The sequence below is a fragment of the Candidatus Legionella polyplacis genome (assembly GCF_037013735.1).
Lineage (GTDB): Bacteria > Pseudomonadota > Gammaproteobacteria > Legionellales > Legionellaceae > Legionella_E > Legionella_E polyplacis_A.
This window is the reverse complement of record NZ_CP135136.1, coordinates 140,584-164,102: the sequence shown is the minus strand read 5'-3', so window position 1 is coordinate 164,102 and position 23,519 is coordinate 140,584. Positions and strand designations below refer to the sequence as shown.

The window sequence follows — 23,519 nt, the reverse complement described above, 5'->3', positions numbered from 1 at the left end:
ATATAAAATATAATGGATAATTTATTGAATTTTTTTAAAAAGCAGAATAATCAAAGTGAGGAGTTTGATAAGATTCGTATCTCTCTTGCTTCTCCTGATTTAATTCGTTCTTGGTCTTATGGTGAAGTTAAAAAACCTGAAACAATTAATTATAGGACGTTTAAGCCTGAGAGAGATGGTTTATTTTGTGCAAAAATTTTTGGTCCAGTTAAAGATTATGAGTGTTTATGTGGAAAATATAAAAGATTAAAGCATCGTGGAGTGGTTTGTGAAAAATGTGGAGTGGAACTTGCTTTATCTAAGGTGAGAAGGGAAAGAATGGGACATATAGAGTTAGCTAGTCCTGTTGCTCATATATGGTTTTTAAAATTACTTCCTTCAAGAATTGGATTATTGTTAGATATGACTTTACGTGATATTGAGAGAGTTCTTTATTTTGAATCATTTGTTGTAGTTGATTCTGGAATGACTTCACTGGAAAAAGGACAAATTTTGAATGATGAAGCATATTTAAACGCTATAGATAAGTATGGAGATGAGTTTGATGCTCGTATGGGTGCAGAGGCTATTCGTGATTTGTTACGGCAAATTGATATAGAAGAAGAAATTAAATTATTACGAAAAGAATTACCAAATATTAACTCTGAAACAAAAACAAGGAAATTAACTAAGAGATTAAAATTACTTGAAGCTTTTTATGAATCTAAAAATAAGCCAGAATGGATGGTTTTAGATGTTTTACCTGTTTTACCTCCAGATTTAAGACCATTAGTTCCTTTAGATGGTGGTCGTTTTGCTACTTCAGATTTAAATGATCTTTATAGAAGAGTTATTAATAGAAACAATAGACTTAAGAGATTACTTGATTTAAGTGCCCCAGATATAATAATTCGTAATGAAAGAAGAATGCTTCAAGAAGCGGTTGATGCGTTATTAGATAATGGACGTCGTGGTAGAGCAATAAATGGTTCAAATAAACGACCTTTAAAATCTTTAGCTGATATGATTAAGGGGAAACAAGGAAGATTTAGACAAAATTTATTAGGAAAGCGAGTGGATTATTCTGGTAGATCAGTTATTGTTGTTGGTCCTACTTTACGTTTACATCAATGTGGTCTACCTAAGAAGATGGCTTTAGAATTATTTAAACCGTTTATTTTTAGTAAATTAGAGTTTAGAGGGTTTGCAAGTACAATTAAGACAGCTAAGAGGATGGTTGAAAATGAAGATCCTGTAGTTTGGGATATTTTAGATGAGGTAATTAAGGAGCATCCTATTTTGTTAAATAGAGCTCCTACTTTACATAGATTAGGTATTCAGGCATTTGAACCAGTTTTAATAGAAGGGAAAGCTATTCAGCTTCATCCGTTGGTATGTACAGCTTATAATGCTGATTTTGATGGAGATCAAATGGCGGTCCATGTACCATTAACTCTTGAAGCTCAACTTGAGGCTAGAGTTTTAATGATGTCAACAAATAATATTTTATCCCCAGCTAATGGGGAGCCTATTATTGTTCCTAGTCAGGATGTGGTTTTAGGATTGTACTATTTAACCAGAGAGAGAATTTTAGCGAAAGGGGAGGGAAAAATCTTTTCTAATATACAGGAAGTTAAAAATTTTTATGAAGCTGGTTATATTGATCTTCATGCAAAGATAAAAGTTCGTATTTATTATAAAAATAGTAAAGTTAATGATTATGAATTGGTAGATACAACCGTAGGAAGGTCTATTCTTTTTGATATTTTGCCCGATGGAACTTCTTTTAGTTTAATAAATAAAACTATGACAAAAAAAGTTATTTTGAAAGTAGTGGATATTTGTTATCGTAAATTTGGATTGCAAAAAACTGTATTGTTTGCAGATAATTTAATGTATATGGGATTTAAGTATGCTACTAGAGCTGGTGCTTCTATTGGAATTGAAGATATGATTATTCCTAACGATAAAGCTTCTATTATTGATCAAGCTGATAAAGAAGTTCGTGAAATTGAATCTCAGTTTAGATCTGGACTAGTTACTAATGGAGAAAGATACAATAAGGTGGTTGATATTTGGTCTAAGGCAAATGAAGTTATAGCTAGATCTATGTTGTCTGAAATTGCTAAAGAAAGAATTTTAGATTCTGATGGAAATATGTTATTTCAAGAATCTTTTAATCCAATTTTTATGATGGCAGATTCTGGAGCTAGAGGTTCAGCTGCTCAAATTCGTCAACTTGCTGGAATGAGAGGATTAATGGCTGCTCCTGATGGCTCTATAATTGAAACACCGATCACTGCTAATTTTAGAGAGGGACTTAATGTTTTTCAATATTTTATATCTACACATGGTGCGAGGAAAGGATTGGCAGATACTGCGTTAAAGACTGCTAATTCTGGTTATTTAACAAGAAGATTGGTAGATGTTGCACAAGATGTAGTTATAACTGAATTAGATTGTGGTACAAAAAAAGGTATTTTAATGCATTCTTTAATAGAAGGTGGAGATATAGTAGAGCCTTTACGAGAGCGAGTATTAGGTAGAGTACTTGCATCTGATGTTTATATAGATGATAAAAAAGTTCCTTATATTGTTTCTGGAACTTTATTGGATGAAATTTTAGTTGAAAAGATTGATAAATTTGGTATAGATCAGATTATGGTTAGGTCTCCTATTACTTGTGAAACTAGGTTCGGTCTTTGTGCAAAGTGTTATGGTCGTGATTTAGCTAGAGGTCATTTAGTTAATACTGGAGAGGCTGTTGGTATTATTGCTGCTCAATCTATCGGAGAGCCAGGAACACAGTTGACCATGCGTACTTTCCATATTGGTGGAGCAGCATCTAGATCTACTACTTTGAATAGTATTTGTATAAAGAATTCTGGTATTGTTAGACTTCATAATATCAGGACAGTTAAACATAAAAATAATAATCTTATTACTATTTCTAGGTCAGGAGAGTTATCTATTATAGATAAATTTGGAAGAGAAAAAGAACGTTATAAATTGCCTTATGGAGCAATATTAACTGTTCATGATGATGTCAAAGTAAAATCAGGACAGGTCATTGCGAATTGGGATCCACATACTCATCCAGTGATATCTGAAGTTGGTGGGAAATTAAAGTTTGTTGATTTAATAGAAGGATTAACAATGCATCATCAAACTGATGAAATTACTGGTATAACTAATATTGTAGTGGTAGATGCTAAACAAAGAGGAATGATAGGTAGAGATTTAAGGCCGATGGTTAAATTGGTTTCTGATGATAATAAAGATATTTATTTAACTGGGACTGGTATTCCAGCTCAGTATTATCTTCCACCTGATGCTATAATTAATTTTGAAGATGGATGTATTGTTGAATTAGGTGATGTGATTGCTCGTATACCTAAAGAACGTTCTAAAACTAGGGATATAACTGGAGGATTGCCTCGTGTTGCAGATCTTTTTGAGGCTAGAAAACCAAAAGATTCTGCTGTTATGGCTAAGATATCTGGAATAGTTAGTTTTGGTAAAGAAACAAAAGGAAAGAGAAGATTGATTATTTCAGTTTCTGATAAAGAAAAACATGAAGAATTAATACCTAAGTGGAGAAATATTTCGGTATTTGAAGGAGAGCATGTTGAAAGGGGTGAGATTCTTTCAGAAGGACCTTTAAATCCTCATGATATATTATCTTTATTGGGTATTGGTGCTTTATCTAATTATATTGTTAATGAAGTTCAAGATGTATATCGTTTACAAGGGGTAAAGATAAATGATAAACATATTGAAACTATTGTTAGACAAATGTTGAGAAAACGCGTTATAACCTTTGTTGGAGATTCTAAATTTTTATTAGGGGAACATGTTGAAGAGGGAATTCTTTTACAAGAAAATGATAAGTTGTCTTTAGATAATAAACAGATAGCAAAAGGAGTTCCAATTTTGTTAGGTATTACTAAAGCTTCTTTATCTACTGAGTCTTTTATTTCTGCTGCTTCTTTTCAAGAAACTACTCGTGTTTTAACAGAAGCTGCAGTTAGTGGAAAAACAGATGAATTAAGAGGTTTAAAGGAGAATGTGATGGTAGGACGTTTAATACCTGCTGGAACTGGATATACTTATCATAAACTTCGTAAAAAAAGAAAAAATAAAGTTAAATTGTTTTGTGATAAAACGAAAAATGTGATTTTATCAAATAAAATTGATCATGATTTGAATAAAGTATTTGATATGGATGATGGGATAACAAGTTAATATTTTTGTTATTTTTAAATTATTTTAAAAATAATTTTTTTTATTAAAAATAAAAAAATTTTTTTTCAATGTGTTATAATGTAAATTAATTATTTTAGTTAAAGTTTTAAAATAAATTTTGATTTGTGCGAATTATAAGGTTTTAAATATGGTAACTATTAATCAGTTAGTTAGAAAACCTAGAAAACATATAAGAAAAAAGACCAATGTTCCTGCATTGTCTGGTTGTCCTCAGAAGCGTGGAGTATGTACTCGTGTATATACTACAACTCCAAAAAAACCTAATTCAGCTATGAGGAAAGTAGCTCGTGTTCGTTTAACAAATGGATTTGAGGTTACTTCTTATATTGGAGGAGAAGGTCATAATTTACAGGAACATTCTGTTGTTTTGATACGTGGAGGTAGAGTGAAAGATTTGCCTGGAGTTAGATATCATGTTATAAGAGGAAGTTTAGATACTTCTGGTGTTGAGAATAGAAAGAAAGGTCGTTCTAAGTATGGAACAAAAGTAGTTAAGGTAAAATAAGATTTTTTATAGTTAAGTTTTTTATTATTTTTAAATTAAAAAAATGTCAAGAAAAAAAAATGTATTAAAAAGAAAAATATTATCTGATCCAAAATATAATAGTCGATTACTTGCGAAGTTTATTAATGTTTTAATGATAAATGGTAAAAAGACAATTTCTGAGAAAATAATCTATAATTCTATGAAATTACTTTATAATTCAGTGGAAAGAGATGTTATTGATTCTTCTGAGAAAAAGGATAAGATTTTAAGTTGTTTTGAAAAAGCTATTAATAACGTTCGTCCTAGTGTTGAGGTAAGATCAAGAAGAGTTGGTGGAGCTACTTATCAGGTTCCAGTTGAAGTATGTTTAGATAGAAGTTTAGCATTAGCTATGAGGTGGATTATAAAATTTGCTCGTTCTCGTTCTGAAAAGGGAATGACGTTACGTTTGGCTGGTGAATTAATAGATGCTTTTAAACATAAGGGACTTTCTGTAAAAAAGCGTGAGGATACTCATAAAATGGCAAATGCTAATAAAGCTTTTGCACATTTTAGATGGAATTAATTTTATGAAGGTATTATATTGTGTCTGAGTTTTCATTAAAATTATATAGAAATATTGGTATTGCTGCTCATGTTGATGCAGGGAAAACAACTACTACCGAGAGAGTATTATTTTATACTGGAATTTCTCATAAATTAGGAGAAGTTCATGATGGGTCTGCTATTATGGATTGGATGGATCAAGAGCAGGAACGAGGTATAACTATAACTTCTGCGGCAACCACTTGTTACTGGTCTGGAATGGATAGAGATTTTCAACCTCATCGAATTAATATTATTGATACCCCTGGTCATGTTGATTTTATGATTGAGGTAGAGAGGTCTTTAAGAGTATTAGATGGAGTTGTTGTTGTATTTGATGCTGTATCTGGAGTAGAACCTCAATCGGAGACTGTTTGGAGACAATCTGATAGGTATAAAGTTCCAAGAATAGTATTTATTAATAAAATGGATAGAGTTGGCTCAAATTTTTTAAATGTTATTCGTCAAATTAAAGAAAAGTTATTTTCTATACCTGTAATTATGCAGCTGCCTATAGGTTCTGAAGAAAAATTTGAAGGTATTATTGATTTAATTAAAATGAAATCAATTTATTGGGATGAGTTATCTCAAGGTATGTTGTTTGAGTATAGAGAAATTCCTGAATATATGATGGGTGAGTGTATTGAATATCGTTCTAAAATTATTGAGTGTGCAGCTGAAGCAACTGAAGATTTAATGAATAAATATCTGAGTGATGGGAAATTTAGCGAAAAAGAGATTAAATATGGATTAAGAAAAAGAACTATTAATAATGAAATAGTTCCTGTATTTTGTGGTTCAGCTTTAAAAAATAAAGGAATACAATCTATTTTAGATGGAGTAGTGGACTATTTACCATCTCCATTGGATATTCCTTTTGTTTTTGCTTCAGATAAAGATGGAAAAAAAATTAATGTACTAAAAAATGTTGATAAACCATTTTCTGCTTTGGTATTTAAAATTTCTACTGATCCCTTTGTTGGTTCTTTATCTTATATTAGATTATATTCTGGAAGAATTAGAAGTGGTGATATTGTATATAATTCTACTAAAAATAAAAAAGAACGTATAGGTCGTTTATTACAGATGCATGCTAATTCTAGAGAAGATATAAAAAAAGCTGCAGCTGGAGATATTATAGCTGCTGTTGGGTTAAAATCAACAAATACAGGAGATACTTTATGTGATATGTCTAATATCGTTATCTTAGAAAAGATAGAATTTCCTGATCCTGTTATTTCAGTATCTTTGGAACCTAAAACAAGCGTAGATCAAGAAAAAATGTCTGTAGCTTTAGGTAAATTAACTCAGGAAGATCCATCTTTTCGTGTTTTTATAAATAAAGAATCTGGTGAAACTATCATTAGTGGAATGGGTGAGCTGCATTTAGAAATTATTGTAGAAAGAATGAGAAGAGAGTTTGGTGTTTTAGTAAATATAGGAAAACCTCAGGTGGCTTATAGAGAAACAATTAAGAAAAAGGTAGATCAGGAAGGTAAATTTATTCGTCAATCTGGTGGAAGGGGGCAGTATGGACATGTTTGGATTACTGTAGAGCCTCAAGAATTAGGATTTGGATATAAGTTTGTTAACTCTATTGTTGGTGGTGCAATACCGAAAGAATATATTTCTGTTATTGATAAAGGAATTCAAGAACAAATGAGAAATGGTGTGGCATTTGGCTATCCAGTAGTGGATATTAAAGTAACTTTATTTGATGGATCGTATCATGATGTAGATTCTAGTGAAATAGCATTTAAGATTGCAGCTTCTCAGGGATTTAAACAGGCAGTTTTAAGAGCTGTTCCAGTTTTATTAGAACCTATTATGCGTATTGATGTGGTAACACCTAGTAATTATATGGGTGATGTAATTGGAGATATTAATAGGAGAAGAGGGATAGTTCAAAATATAGAAGATACTGCTTTGGGAAATGTAATTGTTGCAGAAGTTCCTTTATCTGAAATGTTTGGATATGCAACTGATCTCAGATCGTTTACACAAGGTAGGGCAACGTATTCTATGGAGCTTAAAAAGTATGCAGAAGTACCTAGTAATCTTATAAAAGAAATTATAAAACAATAAATTATATTTTAATTAATATGAGGTGATATAACAATGATGGCTAAGGAAAAATTTGAGAGAAAAAAGGAACATATTAATGTAGGAACTATTGGGCATGTTGATCATGGGAAAACTACGTTAACTTCAGCGATTACTACTATTATGGCTAAGAAATATGGTGGTGTAGCAATGGCTTATGATAAAATTGATTCAGCTCCGGAAGAGAGAGAGCGTGGTATTACCATAGCAACTGCTCATGTGGAATATGAGTCAAAAAATCGTCATTATGCTCATGTGGATTGTCCTGGACATGCGGATTATGTAAAAAATATGATTACAGGAGCTGCACAGATGGATGGTGCTATTTTAGTAGTTTCTGCAGCAGATGGTCCTATGCCGCAAACCAGAGAGCATATATTATTAGCTCGTCAAGTTGGTGTTCCTTATATTGTAGTTTTTTTAAATAAAGCAGATATGGTTGATGATTTAGAATTATTAGAGTTAGTTGAAATGGAAGTTAGAGACTTATTAAGTAGTTATAATTTTCCTGGAAGTGAAATACCGATTATTGTTGGTTCATCATTAAAAGCTTTAAATGGAGATAATGGAGATCTCGGAGTTAAGTCAATTGAGAAATTAATAGAAGTTATGGATAATTATATCCCTTCTCCATCTAGAGATATAGATAAAAATTTTCTATTACCTATAGAAGATGTTTTTTCTATATCAGGTAGAGGAACAGTGGTTACTGGTAGAATTGAACGAGGTGTGATACGTCCTGGTGATTATATTGAGATTGTTGGTTTAAAAGATACTCAGAAAACAACATGTACTGGTGTTGAGATGTTTAGAAAATTACTTGATGAAGGAATGGCAGGGGATAATGTTGGTATTTTGCTTAGAGGTACAAAACGTGAAGATGTTGAGCGTGGTCAAGTATTGGCAAAGCCTAATACTATAAAGCCTCATACAAAATTTAAAGCAGAAGTTTATGTGTTAACTAAAGAAGAGGGAGGTCGTCATACTCCTTTTTTTTCTGGATATAAGCCACAGTTTTATTTTAGAACTACAGATGTAACAGGATCTTGTAATTTACCAGATAAAGTGGAAATGGTTATGCCTGGGGATAATGTACAAATGGTTGTAAATCTTTTATCTCCAATTGCCATGGATGAAGGTTTACGTTTTGCTATAAGAGAGGGTGGTAGAACTGTTGGTGCTGGTGTTGTTTCTGAAATTATAGAGTAATATAAATATTATTTATTATATGAGTAATCAGAATATTAAGATTCGTTTAAAATCGTTCGATCATAAGTTAATTGATACTTCAGTAAAGGAGATTGTTGAAACTGCAAAGCGTACTGGAGCTAGAATTAAAGGTCCTATACCTTTGCCTACAAAAATAGAGAAATTTACTGTTTTAGCATCTCCTCATGTTAACAAGGATGCTAGAGATCAATATGAACTTCCAACGCATAAGAGGTTAGTTGTTATAGTTCATCCTACTGATAAAACGGTAGATGCTTTGATGAAACTTGATTTGGCTTCTGGAGTTGATGTTCAGATTAGCTTAGATGATGATGATTAATAATACAATAATATAAATGTTTATATTATTGTATTATAATATAATGGGTGGTAAATATTCTTTTTTTTTATTGGTTAAGAGATTTAAAATTTTTTCTAAGAAATATAAGTTACTATTTTTTTTGATAGAAAACAAAAAGGTTTATATTATATGAAACAGTCTATGTCTGGATTATTAGGGGTTAAGGTTGGAATGATGAGGTATTTTATGAATGATGGTATAACTTTTCCAGTATCTATCATTGAAGTTATTCCTAATAGAATTTTACAGATAAAGACATTAGAAAATGATGGGTATTCTTCTGTACAGTTGACTAGAGGTAATAGAAAAGCTTCTCGTATAAAAAAACCGTTGTTTGGACATTTTTCTAAATTTGGTGTTCGTTCTGGAGATATTATTCGTGAATTTGGTTCAAAATTTTTTAGTAGTAAATTGGTTTCTGGTAAAGTTTTAGGCATTAATGATGTTTTTAAAGAAGGGGATAGAGTTGATGTTATTTCAGTATCAAAAGGAAAAGGTTTTTCCGGAACGGTTAAGCGTTATAATTTTAAAACTCAGGATGCTAGTCATGGAAATTCTTTATCTCATAGAGTTCCTGGATCCATAGGTCAAAATCAAACTCCTGGTAGAGTTTTTAAAGGAAAAAAAATGCCTGGTCACATGGGTAATAAAAGGTGTACAATTCAAAATTTATTGGTGGTTCAAATTGATATTAGTCGTAATTTATTATTTGTTAAAGGTTCAATTCCTGGTTTTTCTGGTATAAAATTAGAGATAAGAATTTCTAAAAAGGGAAAAATATGATGCAATTGTTAATACAAGATACTAATGAATATTTAAAAGTTGATTCTAATGTTTTTAATTGTAAATATAATCCTGATTTGATACATCAAGTATTCGTATCTTCTATACAAAATAGAAGAAGTGGTAATAGTTCACAAAAAACAAGATCAGAAGTTAGTGGAAGTGGAATTAAACCTTGGAGACAAAAAGGAACTGGAAGAGCAAGGGTTGGTACAATACGAAGTCCTTTATGGAGGGGTGGAGGAGTTGTTTTTGCTTCGAAAAAAAGAAGTTATAATCAAAAAATTAATAAGAAGATGTATAGATATGCTTTTAGAAGTGTAGTGTCAGAACTTCACAGATCAGGGAATTTAATTGTTGTTAGTTGTTTTTTTTGTGATTCTTATAAAACTAAGTATTTTATAAATAAAATGCATAATTTAAATATATTAAATGGATTAATATTAAAATGTGAGATTAATACAAACGAATTGTTAGGATCTCAGAATTTGTATCAGTATAAAATTTGTAATATTAAGACTGTAAGCTTTGTTGATTTTTTTTATTTTAAGAAAATTTTAATGACGAAATCTGCTGTTAAAGTTTTGGAAAAGAGAATTAGTGAATGAATATAAGTAATAAGTTTTTATATTTTATTATAGAACCGTATACTTCTGAGAAGTCAACTATGATATCTAATAAGTATAATCAATATACTTTTAAGGTACAAAGATTTGTAAATAAGAAAGAAATTAAAAAATCTATAGAATCCATTTTTAATGTTAAAGTGAATAAGATTTCTGTAATCAATATTAAAGGTAAAGTAAAAGTTTTTAAAAGAATTTGTGGAAAAAGAAGTAATTGGAAAAAAGTATATGTATCTTTAGACAAACAACATAGTATTGATTTTTCTTTTTTTGATAAAAGGTAATTTTATTATGACTTTAGTAAGATCAAATCCTACTACTCCAGGCAGGAGAGGGCATATTAGGCTGTTACATAAAAATATTTATAAAGGAAAGCCTTATAAATCTTTGATAAGGAAATTAAATAGAACTGGAGGAAGAAATAATCAAGGACGTATAACAGTAAGACATATTGGCGGTGGTTGTCGATTAAAATATAGATTAATTGATTTTAAAAGAAATAAGGATTATATTAAAGGAAGGGTATCTAGAATAGAATATGATCCAAATAGATCTGCTTTGATTGCTCTAATTTCTTATATTGATGGTGAATATAGGTATATTATATCTCCTTCAAATTTGGAAATAGGACATATTGTAATTAGCGGAGATGATGTTCCCATAAGTAATGGGAATTGTTTAATATTACAGAACATACCTGTAGGTACAGTAATACATTGTCTTGAATTAAAACCTAAAAAGGGTGCTCAATTATTAAGAAGTGCTGGATCTTATGGGCAGGTTCTATCTAAAGAAGATAGATATGCTATTATAAGATTATCTTCAGGAGAAGTTAGGAGGGTTTTATTAAGATGTAAGGCGACTATAGGAATGGTGAGTAATAGTGAACATAATTTAAGAACTTTAGGGAAGGCAGGAGAAAATAGATGGAGAGGAATACGACCAACTGTTCGTGGAGTAGCTATGAATCCAATAGATCATCCTCATGGAGGTGGAGAAGGAAGGACTTCAGGTGGAAGACACCCTGTTAGCCCAACTGGAATTCCTGCTAAGGGATATAAAACAAGAAATAATAAGCGTACTGATTTTTTTATTATTAAACGTAGAAAGGTGAAGTGAATTGTGAAGAAGTAATTAACAAAATTGGAGAAGACAGTGTCTCGTTCTATTAAAAAGGGTCCTTATGTAGATTTTAATTTATTAAAGAAAATAGAAAAATCTAATAATTTGAATTCTAATAAACCTATAAAAACTTGGTCTAGAAGATCGACTATTATACCTGAAATGATTGGTCGTACTATTTCTGTACATAATGGTAGGGTTCATGTTCCAGTTTATATTACCGATAATATGGTGGGTCATAAATTAGGTGAATTTGCATCAACTCGTGTTTTTAGAAATCATTCTGGTGATAAAAAGATCAAATCTAAATAAATAATTTTTGTTGTTAGTTAAAAGTTGAAAAAAAGGGTTATAAATCAATGGAAGTAAAAGTTAAGTTAAAAAATGCTCCTATTTCTGCTCAGAAATGTAAATTAATTGTTAATGTTATTCGCAATAAAACTTTGTCAGATTCAATTAATATTTTAAGATTTTTACCTAAAAAAGGAGCACGCATTCTATTGAAGATGTTGGAATCCTTGATTTCTAATGCTGAAAATAATCATAATATAGATATTGATTCATTAAAAATTTCTGTTATTTATGTAAATGACGGGATAAAATTTAAGCGTATTGTTCCTAGAGCAAAAGGTCGTTCTAATAAAATATATAAAAAATTTTGTCATATTGTAATTAAAGCTTCTGATGGAGGTAAAGTTAATTAATTATGGGTCAAAAAGTAAATCCTATTGGAATTAGGTTAGGAATTATTCAAGATTGGAATTCTAAATGGTATTCTAGTAAATATTATTCTAGATTACTTAATCAAGATATTAATCTGAGAAAATATTTAAAAAAGAAATTAAGTAATGCGTTTATAGGTAAGATTTGTATTGAACGTCCTGCAAAAAATGCTGTTGTAACTATATATACTGCTAGACCAGGTATAATAATAGGAAAAAAAGGAGGTGGGATAGAAAATTTGAGAAAAGATATAGAATCTTATTTAAGAATACCAGTAAAGTTGAATATTGAAGAAATAAAACATCCTGAATTAGATCCTATTCTTGTTTCTGAGAACATAGCTCAACAGTTGGAACAAAGAATTATGTTTAGAAGAATTATGAAAAAATCTATAAATTCTGCAATTAAATCTGGAGCTAAAGGTATTAAAATTTGTATTAGTGGAAGATTAGGTGGTTCTGAAATTGCTCGTAGTGAATGCTATAGGGAAGGTCGAATACCTCTTCATACTTTTAGAGCAAATATTAGTTATGGATTTTCTGAAGCTAGAACTACATATGGAATGATTGGTGTTAAAGTTTGGGTTTTTTCTGGAGAGATATATACTAGAAAAGTAATTAAATAAAATTGTAAAATTGATATATTTTATATTATATATTATATACTGTTATATATGGAAAATAAATTATGTTGCAACCAAAACGTACAAAATATAAGAAGCAGATGAAAGGCAGAAACAAAGGGAACTCTCATAGAGGAAATAGGATTAGTTTTGGTGAATTTGGATTAAAATCTGTAGGAAGAGGTAGGTTAACAACTAGACAAATTGAAGCAGCTAGAAGAGCTATGACTAGACACATTAAAAGAAATGGAAAAATTTGGATCAGAGTTTTTCCAGATAAACCTATAACTCAAAAACCACTTGAAGTAAGGCAGGGTAAAGGGAAAGGAAATGTTGAGTATTGGGTAGTAAATGTGAAACCAGGTCGGATTCTATTTGAAATAGAAGGAGTTGATAGGGAACTTGCTATTGAGGCTTTTATTTTAGCAAGAGCTAAATTGCCGTTTAAGGTTGTATTTGAAGAAAGAAGAATATTGTAAGGTAATAAAATATATATGGTAAAGATAAAAAAAAGTAAAGAACTAAATACTTTAAGTTTGAATCAATTAAAAATTGAGTTATTACTTCTTAGTAAAGAAAGATTTAATTTGAAAATGAAAAAAATATATGGACCTTTAGAATCTTATCATTGGATAAAATTAATCAATAAGGGTATTGCCAGGATTAATACTATTTTATATTTAAAGAAAAAGGAAGGATTATTAGAAGATTAATATAAGGTTGTTAATATGAAAAAAATAATGGTTGGGAAAATTATAAGTAATAAAATGAAAAAGACGGTTGTTGTGATCGTTAATCGTGTTTTAAAGCATCATAAGTATGGAAAAATTTTGAGAAGGACTACGAAATTATATGTACATGATCCGAATTGTGTATCTAAGATTGGAGATTTAGTTAAGATAGTTGAGTCTAAACCTTTATCTAAAAAAAAACGTTGGTTATTATTAGAGACAATAAATTAGTAGTATATTGAGTTATGAATTTGATTTTTTTTAAAAATTATTTGTAATAAGAAAATATTAAATTGTGGTTTTTTTAGTAATTGTTTTTATTTTATATTATTTATTTAATAATGAGTAATGAGTTTATTATGATACAAGTACAAACTATTCTTAATGTAGCAGATAACAGTGGAGCTCGTAAAGTGATGTGTATTAGAGTTCTTGGAGGAACAAGAAAAAGATATGCTAATATTGGGGATCTTATTAAGATAAGTGTAAAAGATGTAATTTCAAATGGTAAAGTAAAAAGAGGTGATGTAATGGGTGCTGTAATTGTTAGAACGAAAAAAGGAATAAGCAGAGATGATGGGTCTGTAATTCGTTTTGATGAAAATTCAGTTGTTTTATTGAATAATCAAAATGAACCGTTTGGTACTAGAATTTTTGGTCCAGTAACAAGAGAATTAAGATATAGATTTATGAAAATAATTTCTTTAGCTCCTGAAGTACTATAAAATAGGAAAAAAATTATATGAGACGTATTAAGTTAAATGATATAGTTATGGTTTTATCTGGAAAGAATAAAGGGAGTATCGGCAAAATAAAAAGGGTTGTGGGAGATAAGGTTATTGTTGATGGTGTTAATTTATGTAGAAAAGCAATTAAACCAAATCCAAAAATTGGTCAAGAAGGTGGTTTAATCTTTAAGGAAATGCCAATACACATTTCTAATGTAGGTTTATATAACAATGATTTTGAAAAATATGATAAAATTGGTTTTAAGTATTTAAAAGTTGATAAGTGTAATTTTCGGTATAAGGTTAGATATTTTAAATCAAACAAAAAAGTAATAGATAATTTCAGTACAAAAAATAGGTATTTAAAAAAAATAAAAAATGTCTAGATTAAAAGATTTTTATAATAAAGAAATTATAAAAAAAATGATGAATGTTTTTTATTATAAAAGTATTATGGAAGTTCCTCGTATTTTGAAAATAACATTAAATATGGGTGTTGGTAGATCTGTAGATGATAAAAAAGTTTTACAGCATGCAATTAAGGATATGACTTTGATTTCTGGTCAGAAGCCTTTTATAACAAAAGCCAAAAAATCTTTGGCGAATTTTAAAATTAGAAAAGATTTTGAAATTGGATGTAAAGTTACTTTAAGACGTGATAGAATGTATGATTTTCTTGATAAGATTATTAATATAGTTTTGCCTAGAGTTAGAGATTTTAGAGGTTTAAGTAGAAAATCATTTGATGGTACTGGTAACTATAATTTTGGAATTAAAGAGCAAATTGTTTTTCCAGAAATTGATTTCGATAAGGTTGATCGTATAAGAGGGTTAGATATATCTATTGTTACAAATGCTTGTACAGATAAAGAGGCTGCTTTTTTATTGGAATTTTTTGATTTTCCTTTAGTAAGAATGTATAATGAACAATGATTTACATTTTTTATTTTGTAAAAATAAATTTTAATAGATAAGGAATGGTATTTTGGCTAAAAAATCAGTTATTGCTAGGGTTGATAAGCGTAAGAAGTTAATTGAAAAATACAAGAAAAAGAGAATGTATTTAAAAAAGGTTATAAAATCTTCTATTGAGGTAAATGATATTAGGAATGCTCAGTTTAAATTAAGCAAACTTCCTGTTGATTCTAATCCTGTAAGATATAGCAGAAGATGCCAACAGTGTGGTAGGTCTAGGTCAATTTTACGTAAGTTTGAACTTTGTCGTATTTGTTTGAGAAAACAATTAATGTTTGGTAATGTTACTGGTGGAAGAAAATCAAGTTGGTAGTGTTTTTTTGTAAAGATATATTTATTACTTATAAAATGATATAATATTATGACTATACAAGATCCTATATCAGATATGTTGACACGTATTCGCAATGGACAACGATCTAAATGTGATAAAGTTGTTTTTTATTATTCTAAATTAAAAGAGAAGATTATTTTAGTTTTAAAAGAAGAAGGATTTGTAGTAGATTACAATATATGTAATTTGAATAATAAAATAAAATTAATAAGTGTGATATTAAAGTATTATAAGGGAAGGCCTGTAATCGAGAGAATATTTAGGGTAAGTAGTCCTGGTTTAAGAATTTATAAAAAAATGAAAGATTTATATTCTGTACCAGGGTTTGGTGTATTAATTATGTCAACTTCTATGGGAGTAATAAGTAGTAAAAAGGCTAAGAAATATAGAATTGGTGGAGAAATTATTTGTGGAGTATCTTAAGTTATATATATTTTTTTTGGTTATATAGGATGAAATAATGTATGTCTAGGGTTGCTAAATCAATTATTAATTTACCAAAGGATGTAGAATGTTCGATAAAGAATTTCAAGTTAGAAATTAAAGGACCCAAAGGAGTGTTATACAGGAATTATGATGCTAGAGTAATTATTCTTTGTGAAAATAGAAATATAAAAATTTTTCCAGTATCAAATAATGATAATAAGTATGGTTGGTCTTTGGCTGGTACTATTCGTTCGTTGGTTTATAATATGGTTTATGGAGTCATGTATGGATATAAAATTATATTGGAATTTTTTGGTGTAGGTTATAAGGTTCAATGGGCAAATAAAGATAAAAGTGTTAGTTTATTTATAGGTTATTCACACCCTGTTACTTATAATATTCCTGATAATGTATCAGTAAAAATATTAAATAATGGCACAATACTTAATTTGTATAGTATAGATAAACAATTGATAGGGGATGTAGCATCTAGGATTCGTCATTTGAAGATTCCTGATGCTTATAAAGGAAAAGGAATTCGTTATTTTGGTGAAGTTATAAATCTTAAAGAATCTAAAAAGAAATAAAATTATGATTTGTAAAAATAAGATTCGAAAAAAAAGATGTTTAAGAAGTAAATACATTATATTGCATAACTCTAATAGACCAAGAGTTGTAGTTTATAGGAGTTCTAAAAATATTTATGCACAGATTGTTGATTATAGAGATAAAAGCAGAAAAAGTTTTGTAATTGCTTTTGCTTCATCTGTTGATAAAGAAATTAAAAAGAATTTGGTTAATAAGAATAAAGTTGAGCAATCTGAGCAAGTTGGTATTTTATTAGGTAAAAGAGCTAGAAATAAAGGGATTGTTAATGTAGCTTTTGATAGGTCTGGATATAAATATCATGGGAGAATAAAATCTTTAGCCAATGGTATAAGAATTTCTGGTTTAAAATTTTAAATGTAGGAAATATGATATTATGGTATTTCGTGAATTTAAAAAAAATGAAGGTTATCAAGATAAATTAGTTTCTATTACTAGAACAGCAAAAGTAGTTAAGGGTGGTAGGGATTTTGGTTTTGCTGCGTTAGTTGTTATAGGAGATGGAAATGGAAAAGTTGGATATGGAAGGGGGAAAGCAAGAGAGGTTCCTATTGCAATTCAAAAAGCTATGGATAAAGCTAGGAAGAATATGACTTATGTTTATTTAAATGGTACAACCATATATCATTCCATTACTTGGAGTTTTGGTGCGTCTAAAGTTTTTATGAAACCAGCTAGTGATGGAACTGGAATTATTGCTGGAGGAGCTATGCGTGCTGTATTAGAGGTATTAGGAGTACAAAATATTTTAGCGAAGAGTATTGGATCTACTAATCCTAATAACGTTGTTCGTGCTACTATAGGAGCTTTAATGCATATTAAAACTCCAGATTATGTTTTAGCTAAAAGAGGTAAGATAGAATTATAATTAAGAAGTAAGTATTCAGTTTTATATTTTATTTAAAAAAAAATAAATAATATGTATGTTATGATTAAAATGATCAAAATTACTTTGATAAAAAGTGTTATTGGGTGTAGGTCTAAACATGTTAATATAATTAGACAATTAGGATTAAGAAAAATAAATAGTAGTGTTATAAAAAATGATAATCCTTCAATTCGTGGTTTAATTAGTGTTGTTTCATATTTATTAAAATATGAGGAATATATTTAATGAATTTAAATTTTGCTTTTTGTAATTTATCAAAGAAGAAGTATAAAAAACGTATTGGAAGAGGAATTGGATCTGGTTATGGAAAAACATCTGGTAAAGGACATAAAGGTCAAAAATCTAGATCTGGAGGTTTTTGTAAAGTTGGTTTTGAGGGTGGTCAAACACCAATATATAGACGTGTTCCAAAAATAGGTTTTAATTCTATAAAAAGAAAGTTTTCAACGGAATTAAGACTAGATGAGTTATTAAAAATAAAAAATTTTAAGACAATTGATTTGGAAGTTTTAAAAAAATTTAAATTAATAAGAAGAATAGTCAGAAATGTAAAGATTATTGCTCCTAAAAAAAAATGTTTTGTTAATTTTCAATTTATAGGTTTAAAGGTTTCTAAAGGAGCTAAGAAGTTTATTATAAGTTAATTGTAGTTATTATTTTTTATAAATTTTATATTACTTTAAAAGTATAGAAAGGATTATGGTGAAAAAAATAGGTTTAAGAGAGATTAATATTAGATTATTTTTTCTTTTTGTATCTATTGTGGTTTATAGATTGGGTTCTTATATACCTGTTCCTGGGTTAAATTTAAGAGAGTTGAATATTTTTTTTCAGAATCAACAAAATACAATATTTGGACTGTTTAATATTTTTTCTGGTGGTTCATTATCTAGGTTTACAGTATTTGCTATTGGTATATTTCCTTATATATCATCGTCTATTATTATTCAATTGCTATCTTTAATAATTCCTTCATTAGATCAATTGAAAAAAGAAGGGGTTTTAGGTAGAAAAAAAATAAATCAATATGTAAGATATTTAACATTATTGTTATCTGTATTTCAATCTTTAGGTATGGCAAGATGGTTAGTTGTTCAAGGTTTAGTTTTGTATTCAAATGCTTTATTTTATTTTACAACTGTTATAACTCTAGTTTCTGGAACAATGTTTTTAATGTGGTTGGGAGAGCAAATTACAGAAAAAGGTATAGGAAATGGAATTTCTTTAATTATTTTTTCTGGAATTGTTTCTAGTATTCCTTCTTCTATAGTTAGAGTAGTACAACAAGAAAGAGAAGGAAAGTTAAAATTAATAGTTTTATTGTTATTATTATTAATGATAATATTTATTATTAGTTTTGTTGTTTTTATTGAAAGGGCACAACGTTGTATTCGTGTTAATTATGCTCAGCGTACTTATGGAAGAAAAGTATATGCTGCGCAAACTAGTCATTTACCATTAAAAATTAATATTTCTGGTGTTATTCCTCCGATTTTTGCTTCAAGTATTATATTATTGCCTTCTATGTTAATTCAGTTTTTTGCAAAAGGAAAAACAACAGGATTTTTATATAATATAGGGTTACTGATTTCCCCTGGAAAACCTTTATATTTATTTATTTATTCTTTGTCTATTTTGTTTTTTTCTTTTTTTTATGCTACTTTAGTATTTAACCCTAAAGATACTGCGGAAAATTTAAAAAAATCCGGTGCTTACATTTTAGGTATACGTCCTGGAGAACAAACTATGAAATATATATATACTGTTATGATGAAGTTAACTTTATTTGGTGCAACATATTTGATGTTAGTGTGTTTATTACCACAACTTTTAATGTATACTTGGAATGTACCATTTTATTTTGGTGGAACATCTATTTTGATAGTAGTTGTTGTTATTATGGATTTTATATCTCAAATACAGGCTTATCTTATGTCTAAACAATATGATTCTTTAATAAAGAAAGCAAATTTTAAAGGTATTAAATTACCAAAGTTTTTATAAGTTTTTTTAAATAAGTAGTAAATAGAGATAATTTTTTATTGTGTTTATATAGAGAAATTTTTATTTTATATTATGAAGATACGAGCATCGGTAAAGAGATTTTGTCGTTATTGTAAGGTAATTAGAAGAAATAGGGTTGTACGTGTTTTATGCGATAAAGATAAACGACATAAACAAAAACAGGGGTAAATTGTAAAAGAATAATGATATTTTTATATACAAATATTTTTTGTTAGTATTGGTATAAACTATTTTGTAGAGATTTAAATATTTTTTATAAAAGTTATTTTATATAGTGTGTTTAATTCTTTAATAGTGCAAGATGTAAGAAAAAAAAGGGGGTATTTGTGGTTCGTATTTCTGGAGTAAATATATCAGACAGTAAACATATTATGATTGCAATCATGTCTATTTATGGAGTAGGAAAATCTACTGCTGTAAATATATGTAGATCAATTAATGTAAATATTTGTTCCAAAATATCAGAATTGTCAGATTCTGATATAGCAAATTTGCGTTCTGAAATTGCAAAAATTAATGTTGAAGGAGATTTAAGACGTATAGTTTCTATGAATATAAAAAGATTAGTTGATATTGGATGTTATAGAGGAAATAGACATCGTAGATGTTTGCCAGTGAGAGGACAAAGGACAAGGACAAATGCTAAGACAAGGAAAAGTAAAAGAAGTAGATAATTAAAAAGTGTTATATTATTAACATTATATATAATAGAGTTAATATGATAGAAAAAAATAAAGAACAAAAAAAAAGTAAAAAAAGTTCCATATTAGATGGAATAGTACATATTCATGCATCATTTAATAATACAATAATTACGATTACTGATAGACAGGGAAATACTTTATGTTGGGAAAGTTCTGGAGGTTCTGGTTTTAAAGGATCGAGAAAGAGCACTCCTTATGCTGCACAGGTTGCCATGGAAAGAGCTGCGAAAATTGCTAAAGAAAAATATGGAATGAATTCAGTTATTGTGTTAGTTAACGGTCCTGGTCCTGGGCGTGAATCTACAATTAGAGAGTTAATTTCTCAAGATTTTAAAATTATTCAAATAACTGATGTGACTGGAATTCCTCATAATGGATGTAAACCGCCAAAAAAGAGAAGAGTATAGTTAGTTGTGTTATATATATTGAAAAATACATTGAATTAAAGGAGATTTATAGAAATATGGCTAGATATCTTGGACCAAAATGCAAGTTATCACGTAGAGAGAATTTAGATTTATATTTAAAAAGTGGTATACGTGATTATAAAAATAAATGTAAATATGATAGTTTGCCTGGAAAAAAATCTGGAGTTAGACCTAGATTAAGTGATTATGGAATTCAATTAAGAGAAAAACAAAAAATCAAACGATTATATGGAGTTTTAGAAAGACAATTTAGAAATTATTATAAAAAAGCTTCCATGAAGAAGGGTTCAACTGGTGAGAATTTAATAAGGTTTCTTGAAAGACGTCTTGATAATGTAGTTTATAGAATGGGATTTTCTAGTACTAGAGCAGAGTCTAGGCAGTTGGTGAGTCATAAGTGTATATTGGTAAATGGAAAAATTATTAATATAGCATCATATCTTTTGTCAATAAATGACACTATTTGCATTAGTGAAAAAGCAAAGAATCAAGACAGAATTAAATCTGCTATTAATTTTTCTAAACAGAAAAAAAATTTTAATTGGTTAAAAGTTAATGTAAATGAATATAGTGGAGTTTTTTGTTCCTATCCATCGATGAGCGATTTGGTTTCTGACTACAACATAAATTTGGTGGTTGAGCTTTATTCAAAATAATTATTTTTTTGGAGATGTATTAAATGTATAATAAAATCAATGAAATGTTAGTTCCATCTGCATTAAAGGTATCTTCAGATTCTATAAATTATTCTAAAATTATTCTTGAACCTTTGGAAAGAGGTTATGGTCATACATTAGGTAATGCTCTTAGAAGAATTCTTTTATCTTCTATGCCTGGAAGTGCTATAGTTGAAGTAAATATTGAAAATGTATCTCATGAGTATAGTAAAATTGATGGAGTTAGAGAAGATGTAGTAAATATATTACTTAATTTAAAACAGGTTGCTGTAAAAATGACTACTAGTAAAGAAGAAGTTATTTTACATTTAACGAAACATGGTCCATGTAAAGTTGTTGCTGGTGATATAGAATTAGTTAATGGTGTAGATGTTATGAATCCAGATCTAGTTATTGCAACTTTAAATGAAAATGGATATTTAAGTATGTCATTAAAAGTTATAAAGGGCATTGGGTTTTATTCTTCAGAATCTTTAATACATTCTAATGATAAAGAAGAAAATAATATGAATAAGTCTATTGGAGTTTTAAAAATAGATAATATATTTTCTCCAGTAAAAAAAGTATCTTATTTTGTTGATAGCACTAGGGTACGTAATAGAACTAATCTTGATAAATTGACTATTGAATTATATACGAATGGAACTATTGATCCAATGGAAGCAATTGAAATGTCTGCGTATATATTGAAAAGACAATTACAAGCTTTCATTAATATTAAGATTGAAGAGGTTGAAAAGGTTGAAAAGAAGGAGTCTTCTTTTATGTTTGATCCCGTATTGTTGCGTTCAGTTGATGATTTAGATTTAACTGTGAGATCGGCAAATTGTTTAAAAGCAGAAAATATTCATTTTATAGGTGATTTAGTACAGAAAACGGAATCTGAGTTGTTAAAAACGCCTAATTTAGGGAAAAAATCTATGAATGAAATTAAGGATGTTCTTGCATCTCGTTCTTTATCTTTAGGTATGACTATTAAAAATTGGGTTTCTCCTAGTAAGGAGAAAAAATAGATTTTTAATTATTTTAGTAAATGTTTTGATTGTTATTATTAAAAATGTAAAATGATATACTAAAATTTTTTATAAATTATATTTATTAAAAAAATATTTTATTTAATTATGAACAGGAGGATAATGTGCGTCACAAATGTAATAGAAATAATTTTAATAGATTAAGTAGTCATAAGAGATTGATGTTTTTTAACATGTGTGTTTCTTTAATAAAAAATGAAATTATAAAAACAACTTTATATAAAGGTAAGGAGTTACGTAGATATATAGAACCAATTATTACTATTAGTAAAAAAGATTCTGTATTTGCACGTCGTAGTGTTTTTAATAAGTTAAGATCAAAAGAAGTTGTTAAAAAATTATTTAATGTTTTAGGACCTAGATATATAAATAGGCCTGGTGGTTATACTAGGGTATTGAAATGTGGATATAGGTCTGGAGATAATGCTTTAATGGCTGTGGTTCTATTGGTTGAATAAAAAATTTATTTACTTTTTGTAATTATATATCTTATATAAAAAGATTAGAATGGAATTTCATCATTTAATTCGTTATTTAATTCTTCGTTGATTTCATCAAATATATTTTTTGATAATTCATTTTTTGTATTAATATTTTCCATAGGAAAATTGTCTTCAGTATTTATATTGATAGTTTTTTTGGGATCATTTTGTTGAAGATTTTTTTCAGGAATTCCAGATGTTATGTTTTCAGATAGATTATCATTTTTGTTTCCTAATATATTTAGGTCATTAGCAACAATTTCTGTTATATATCTATCTTTTCCTTCTGAATCTTGCCATTTTCTTGTTCTTAGACTTCCTTCTATATAAAGCTTAGATCCTTTTTTTATATATTCTCTTACTGTTTCTCCAAGTTTATTGAAAAAAATTACTCTATGCCATTCTGTTTTTTCTTGTTTTTCAAATGTCTTTTTATTTTTCCATACTTCATTTGTCGCTAATGAAAGCGTTGCAACTGGATTTCCATTGGACATGTATCTAATTTCTGGAGTGTTTCCTACATTGCCTATTAATATTACTTTATTTATTCCTCTAGACATTTTTAATATTTAATAATTAATTTTTTATTATTGTAAAACAAATTAAAAATAGAT

Annotated in this window: 34 protein-coding genes; 33 read left to right on the top strand and 1 reads right to left on the bottom strand. The window is 28.5% G+C overall.

Features of this window, described 5'->3' with window-relative positions:
- Positions 1-12: 12 nt before the first annotated feature.
- From rpoC to rplQ, 33 genes are all read left to right on the top strand, one after another.
- A complete protein-coding gene (gene rpoC, locus RQL38_RS00830; RefSeq protein WP_338521842.1) occupies positions 13-4,224 on the top strand; it encodes a DNA-directed RNA polymerase subunit beta' in 4,212 nt (1,403 codons plus the stop codon).
- Between the two features lie 148 nt (positions 4,225-4,372).
- Complete coding sequence (gene rpsL, locus RQL38_RS00825) at positions 4,373-4,750, top strand: 30S ribosomal protein S12 (protein WP_338521840.1); 378 nt, start codon at positions 4,373-4,375, stop codon at positions 4,748-4,750.
- 43 nt (positions 4,751-4,793) lie between these two features.
- Positions 4,794-5,297, top strand: coding sequence for a 30S ribosomal protein S7 (gene rpsG / locus RQL38_RS00820; protein ID WP_338521838.1), 504 nt, complete (start codon positions 4,794-4,796; stop codon positions 5,295-5,297).
- Positions 5,298-5,314: 17 nt separating this feature from the next.
- Complete coding sequence (gene fusA / locus RQL38_RS00815) at positions 5,315-7,402, top strand: elongation factor G (RefSeq protein WP_422388208.1); 2,088 nt, start codon at positions 5,315-5,317, stop codon at positions 7,400-7,402.
- Between the two features lie 36 nt (positions 7,403-7,438).
- Entirely contained in the window at positions 7,439-8,629 is a 1,191-nt protein-coding gene (tuf, locus tag RQL38_RS00810) for an elongation factor Tu (RefSeq protein ID WP_338521979.1), read from the top strand.
- 19 nt (positions 8,630-8,648) lie between these two features.
- Complete coding sequence (gene rpsJ / locus RQL38_RS00805; RefSeq protein ID WP_338521834.1) at positions 8,649-8,969, top strand: 30S ribosomal protein S10; 321 nt, start codon at positions 8,649-8,651, stop codon at positions 8,967-8,969.
- Between the two features lie 162 nt (positions 8,970-9,131).
- Positions 9,132-9,773 carry a 50S ribosomal protein L3 gene (gene rplC / locus RQL38_RS00800; RefSeq protein ID WP_338521977.1) on the top strand — a complete coding sequence of 214 codons (642 nt, stop codon included), beginning with the start codon at positions 9,132-9,134 and terminating at the stop codon, positions 9,771-9,773.
- Entirely contained in the window at positions 9,770-10,381 is a 612-nt protein-coding gene (gene rplD / locus RQL38_RS00795) for a 50S ribosomal protein L4 (protein WP_338521832.1), read from the top strand. Before rplC ends, rplD begins: the two co-directional genes overlap by 4 nt.
- On the top strand, positions 10,378-10,683 hold the full coding sequence (gene rplW, locus RQL38_RS00790; protein WP_338521830.1) for a 50S ribosomal protein L23: 306 nt from the start codon (positions 10,378-10,380) through the stop codon (positions 10,681-10,683). The genes rplD and rplW overlap by 4 nt, the downstream gene beginning before the upstream one ends.
- Positions 10,684-10,690: 7 nt before the next feature.
- The gene (gene rplB, locus RQL38_RS00785) at positions 10,691-11,518 is read left to right on the top strand and encodes a 50S ribosomal protein L2 (RefSeq protein WP_338521828.1); all 828 of its coding nucleotides are present in this window, start codon (positions 10,691-10,693) and stop codon (positions 11,516-11,518) included.
- A gap of 36 nt (positions 11,519-11,554) precedes the next feature.
- Positions 11,555-11,833 (top strand): 30S ribosomal protein S19, encoded by a 279-nt coding sequence (gene rpsS, locus RQL38_RS00780; protein WP_338521975.1) that lies wholly within the window; start codon positions 11,555-11,557, stop codon positions 11,831-11,833.
- A gap of 47 nt (positions 11,834-11,880) precedes the next feature.
- Positions 11,881-12,225 carry a 50S ribosomal protein L22 gene (gene rplV / locus RQL38_RS00775; protein WP_338521826.1) on the top strand — a complete coding sequence of 115 codons (345 nt, stop codon included), beginning with the start codon at positions 11,881-11,883 and terminating at the stop codon, positions 12,223-12,225.
- Between the two features lie 2 nt (positions 12,226-12,227).
- A complete protein-coding gene (rpsC, locus tag RQL38_RS00770) occupies positions 12,228-12,869 on the top strand; it encodes a 30S ribosomal protein S3 (RefSeq protein WP_338521824.1) in 642 nt (213 codons plus the stop codon).
- A 62-nt stretch (positions 12,870-12,931) separates the two neighbouring features.
- Entirely contained in the window at positions 12,932-13,345 is a 414-nt protein-coding gene (rplP, locus tag RQL38_RS00765) for a 50S ribosomal protein L16 (protein ID WP_338521822.1), read from the top strand.
- A 15-nt stretch (positions 13,346-13,360) separates the two neighbouring features.
- The gene (rpmC, locus tag RQL38_RS00760; protein WP_338521821.1) at positions 13,361-13,579 is read left to right on the top strand and encodes a 50S ribosomal protein L29; all 219 of its coding nucleotides are present in this window, start codon (positions 13,361-13,363) and stop codon (positions 13,577-13,579) included.
- A 15-nt stretch (positions 13,580-13,594) separates the two neighbouring features.
- Complete coding sequence (rpsQ, locus tag RQL38_RS00755; protein WP_338521820.1) at positions 13,595-13,828, top strand: 30S ribosomal protein S17; 234 nt, start codon at positions 13,595-13,597, stop codon at positions 13,826-13,828.
- A 128-nt stretch (positions 13,829-13,956) separates the two neighbouring features.
- Positions 13,957-14,322 carry a 50S ribosomal protein L14 gene (gene rplN / locus RQL38_RS00750; RefSeq protein WP_338521819.1) on the top strand — a complete coding sequence of 122 codons (366 nt, stop codon included), beginning with the start codon at positions 13,957-13,959 and terminating at the stop codon, positions 14,320-14,322.
- Between the two features lie 17 nt (positions 14,323-14,339).
- Positions 14,340-14,711: a 50S ribosomal protein L24 gene (rplX, locus tag RQL38_RS00745; RefSeq protein ID WP_338521817.1), complete on the top strand. Its 372-nt coding sequence runs from the start codon at positions 14,340-14,342 to the stop codon at positions 14,709-14,711.
- On the top strand, positions 14,704-15,258 hold the full coding sequence (gene rplE, locus RQL38_RS00740; RefSeq protein WP_338521814.1) for a 50S ribosomal protein L5: 555 nt from the start codon (positions 14,704-14,706) through the stop codon (positions 15,256-15,258). Before rplX ends, rplE begins: the two co-directional genes overlap by 8 nt.
- A 52-nt stretch (positions 15,259-15,310) precedes the next feature.
- Positions 15,311-15,613 (top strand): 30S ribosomal protein S14, encoded by a 303-nt coding sequence (gene rpsN, locus RQL38_RS00735; RefSeq protein ID WP_338521812.1) that lies wholly within the window; start codon positions 15,311-15,313, stop codon positions 15,611-15,613.
- 48 nt (positions 15,614-15,661) lie between these two features.
- Positions 15,662-16,057, top strand: a complete 396-nt coding sequence (rpsH, locus tag RQL38_RS00730; RefSeq protein ID WP_338521811.1) for a 30S ribosomal protein S8 — start codon at positions 15,662-15,664, stop codon at positions 16,055-16,057.
- A 41-nt stretch (positions 16,058-16,098) separates the two neighbouring features.
- A complete protein-coding gene (gene rplF / locus RQL38_RS00725; protein ID WP_338521809.1) occupies positions 16,099-16,647 on the top strand; it encodes a 50S ribosomal protein L6 in 549 nt (182 codons plus the stop codon).
- Between the two features lie 4 nt (positions 16,648-16,651).
- Positions 16,652-17,023, top strand: coding sequence for a 50S ribosomal protein L18 (gene rplR / locus RQL38_RS00720; protein ID WP_338521807.1), 372 nt, complete (start codon positions 16,652-16,654; stop codon positions 17,021-17,023).
- 19 nt (positions 17,024-17,042) lie between these two features.
- Positions 17,043-17,534 (top strand): 30S ribosomal protein S5, encoded by a 492-nt coding sequence (rpsE, locus tag RQL38_RS00715; protein WP_338521806.1) that lies wholly within the window; start codon positions 17,043-17,045, stop codon positions 17,532-17,534.
- Positions 17,535-17,603: 69 nt separating this feature from the next.
- A complete protein-coding gene (gene rpmD / locus RQL38_RS00710; protein ID WP_422388206.1) occupies positions 17,604-17,780 on the top strand; it encodes a 50S ribosomal protein L30 in 177 nt (58 codons plus the stop codon).
- Positions 17,780-18,199: a 50S ribosomal protein L15 gene (gene rplO, locus RQL38_RS00705; protein ID WP_338521804.1), complete on the top strand. Its 420-nt coding sequence runs from the start codon at positions 17,780-17,782 to the stop codon at positions 18,197-18,199. The genes rpmD and rplO overlap by 1 nt, the downstream gene beginning before the upstream one ends.
- Positions 18,200-18,257: 58 nt before the next feature.
- Positions 18,258-19,559, top strand: a complete 1,302-nt coding sequence (secY, locus tag RQL38_RS00700) for a preprotein translocase subunit SecY (RefSeq protein ID WP_338521803.1) — start codon at positions 18,258-18,260, stop codon at positions 19,557-19,559.
- Positions 19,560-19,631: 72 nt separating this feature from the next.
- Positions 19,632-19,748 carry a 50S ribosomal protein L36 gene (gene rpmJ, locus RQL38_RS00695; protein WP_338521801.1) on the top strand — a complete coding sequence of 39 codons (117 nt, stop codon included), beginning with the start codon at positions 19,632-19,634 and terminating at the stop codon, positions 19,746-19,748.
- A gap of 158 nt (positions 19,749-19,906) precedes the next feature.
- The gene (gene rpsM / locus RQL38_RS00690) at positions 19,907-20,254 is read left to right on the top strand and encodes a 30S ribosomal protein S13 (protein ID WP_338521799.1); all 348 of its coding nucleotides are present in this window, start codon (positions 19,907-19,909) and stop codon (positions 20,252-20,254) included.
- Between the two features lie 44 nt (positions 20,255-20,298).
- Positions 20,299-20,691, top strand: coding sequence for a 30S ribosomal protein S11 (rpsK, locus tag RQL38_RS00685; RefSeq protein ID WP_338521796.1), 393 nt, complete (start codon positions 20,299-20,301; stop codon positions 20,689-20,691).
- Positions 20,692-20,747: 56 nt separating this feature from the next.
- The gene (gene rpsD / locus RQL38_RS00680) at positions 20,748-21,368 is read left to right on the top strand and encodes a 30S ribosomal protein S4 (protein ID WP_338521794.1); all 621 of its coding nucleotides are present in this window, start codon (positions 20,748-20,750) and stop codon (positions 21,366-21,368) included.
- Positions 21,369-21,391: 23 nt separating this feature from the next.
- Complete coding sequence (locus RQL38_RS00675; protein WP_338521792.1) at positions 21,392-22,402, top strand: DNA-directed RNA polymerase subunit alpha; 1,011 nt, start codon at positions 21,392-21,394, stop codon at positions 22,400-22,402.
- A 125-nt stretch (positions 22,403-22,527) separates the two neighbouring features.
- Positions 22,528-22,881, top strand: coding sequence for a 50S ribosomal protein L17 (gene rplQ / locus RQL38_RS00670; protein WP_338521791.1), 354 nt, complete (start codon positions 22,528-22,530; stop codon positions 22,879-22,881).
- A gap of 44 nt (positions 22,882-22,925) precedes the next feature.
- On the opposite strand, the gene ssb is transcribed toward rplQ, so the two are convergent.
- The gene (gene ssb / locus RQL38_RS00665) at positions 22,926-23,465 is read right to left on the bottom strand and encodes a single-stranded DNA-binding protein (RefSeq protein WP_338521790.1); all 540 of its coding nucleotides are present in this window, start codon (positions 23,463-23,465) and stop codon (positions 22,926-22,928) included.
- Between the last annotated feature and the right edge of the window lie 54 nt (positions 23,466-23,519).

Coding starts and splice junctions, on each gene's coding strand:
- rpsJ (WP_338521834.1), top strand. CDS start 8,649: ATGAGTAATCAGAATATTAAGATTCGTTTAAAATCGTTCGATCATAAG.
- ssb (WP_338521790.1), bottom strand. CDS start 23,465: ATGTCTAGAGGAATAAATAAAGTAATATTAATAGGCAATGTAGGAAAC.
- rpsE (WP_338521806.1), top strand. CDS start 17,043: ATGGTATTTCGTGAATTTAAAAAAAATGAAGGTTATCAAGATAAATTA.
- rpmC (WP_338521821.1), top strand. CDS start 13,361: ATGGTAAAGATAAAAAAAAGTAAAGAACTAAATACTTTAAGTTTGAAT.
- rplB (WP_338521828.1), top strand. CDS start 10,691: ATGACTTTAGTAAGATCAAATCCTACTACTCCAGGCAGGAGAGGGCAT.
- rpsQ (WP_338521820.1), top strand. CDS start 13,595: ATGAAAAAAATAATGGTTGGGAAAATTATAAGTAATAAAATGAAAAAG.
- rplV (WP_338521826.1), top strand. CDS start 11,881: ATGGAAGTAAAAGTTAAGTTAAAAAATGCTCCTATTTCTGCTCAGAAA.
- rplF (WP_338521809.1), top strand. CDS start 16,099: ATGTCTAGGGTTGCTAAATCAATTATTAATTTACCAAAGGATGTAGAA.
- rplP (WP_338521822.1), top strand. CDS start 12,932: ATGTTGCAACCAAAACGTACAAAATATAAGAAGCAGATGAAAGGCAGA.
- rpsL (WP_338521840.1), top strand. CDS start 4,373: ATGGTAACTATTAATCAGTTAGTTAGAAAACCTAGAAAACATATAAGA.
- rplD (WP_338521832.1), top strand. CDS start 9,770: ATGATGCAATTGTTAATACAAGATACTAATGAATATTTAAAAGTTGAT.
- rpoC (WP_338521842.1), top strand. CDS start 13: ATGGATAATTTATTGAATTTTTTTAAAAAGCAGAATAATCAAAGTGAG.
- rpmJ (WP_338521801.1), top strand. CDS start 19,632: ATGAAGATACGAGCATCGGTAAAGAGATTTTGTCGTTATTGTAAGGTA.
- rplC (WP_338521977.1), top strand. CDS start 9,132: ATGTCTGGATTATTAGGGGTTAAGGTTGGAATGATGAGGTATTTTATG.
- rpsD (WP_338521794.1), top strand. CDS start 20,748: ATGGCTAGATATCTTGGACCAAAATGCAAGTTATCACGTAGAGAGAAT.
- rplR (WP_338521807.1), top strand. CDS start 16,652: ATGATTTGTAAAAATAAGATTCGAAAAAAAAGATGTTTAAGAAGTAAA.
- rplN (WP_338521819.1), top strand. CDS start 13,957: ATGATACAAGTACAAACTATTCTTAATGTAGCAGATAACAGTGGAGCT.
- rpsH (WP_338521811.1), top strand. CDS start 15,662: ATGACTATACAAGATCCTATATCAGATATGTTGACACGTATTCGCAAT.
- RQL38_RS00675 (WP_338521792.1), top strand. CDS start 21,392: ATGTATAATAAAATCAATGAAATGTTAGTTCCATCTGCATTAAAGGTA.
- rpmD (WP_422388206.1), top strand. CDS start 17,604: ATGATCAAAATTACTTTGATAAAAAGTGTTATTGGGTGTAGGTCTAAA.
- rplX (WP_338521817.1), top strand. CDS start 14,340: ATGAGACGTATTAAGTTAAATGATATAGTTATGGTTTTATCTGGAAAG.
- rplO (WP_338521804.1), top strand. CDS start 17,780: ATGAATTTAAATTTTGCTTTTTGTAATTTATCAAAGAAGAAGTATAAA.
- rplE (WP_338521814.1), top strand. CDS start 14,704: ATGTCTAGATTAAAAGATTTTTATAATAAAGAAATTATAAAAAAAATG.
- rplW (WP_338521830.1), top strand. CDS start 10,378: ATGAATATAAGTAATAAGTTTTTATATTTTATTATAGAACCGTATACT.
- tuf (WP_338521979.1), top strand. CDS start 7,439: ATGGCTAAGGAAAAATTTGAGAGAAAAAAGGAACATATTAATGTAGGA.
- rpsG (WP_338521838.1), top strand. CDS start 4,794: ATGTCAAGAAAAAAAAATGTATTAAAAAGAAAAATATTATCTGATCCA.
- rpsC (WP_338521824.1), top strand. CDS start 12,228: ATGGGTCAAAAAGTAAATCCTATTGGAATTAGGTTAGGAATTATTCAA.
- rpsK (WP_338521796.1), top strand. CDS start 20,299: ATGATAGAAAAAAATAAAGAACAAAAAAAAAGTAAAAAAAGTTCCATA.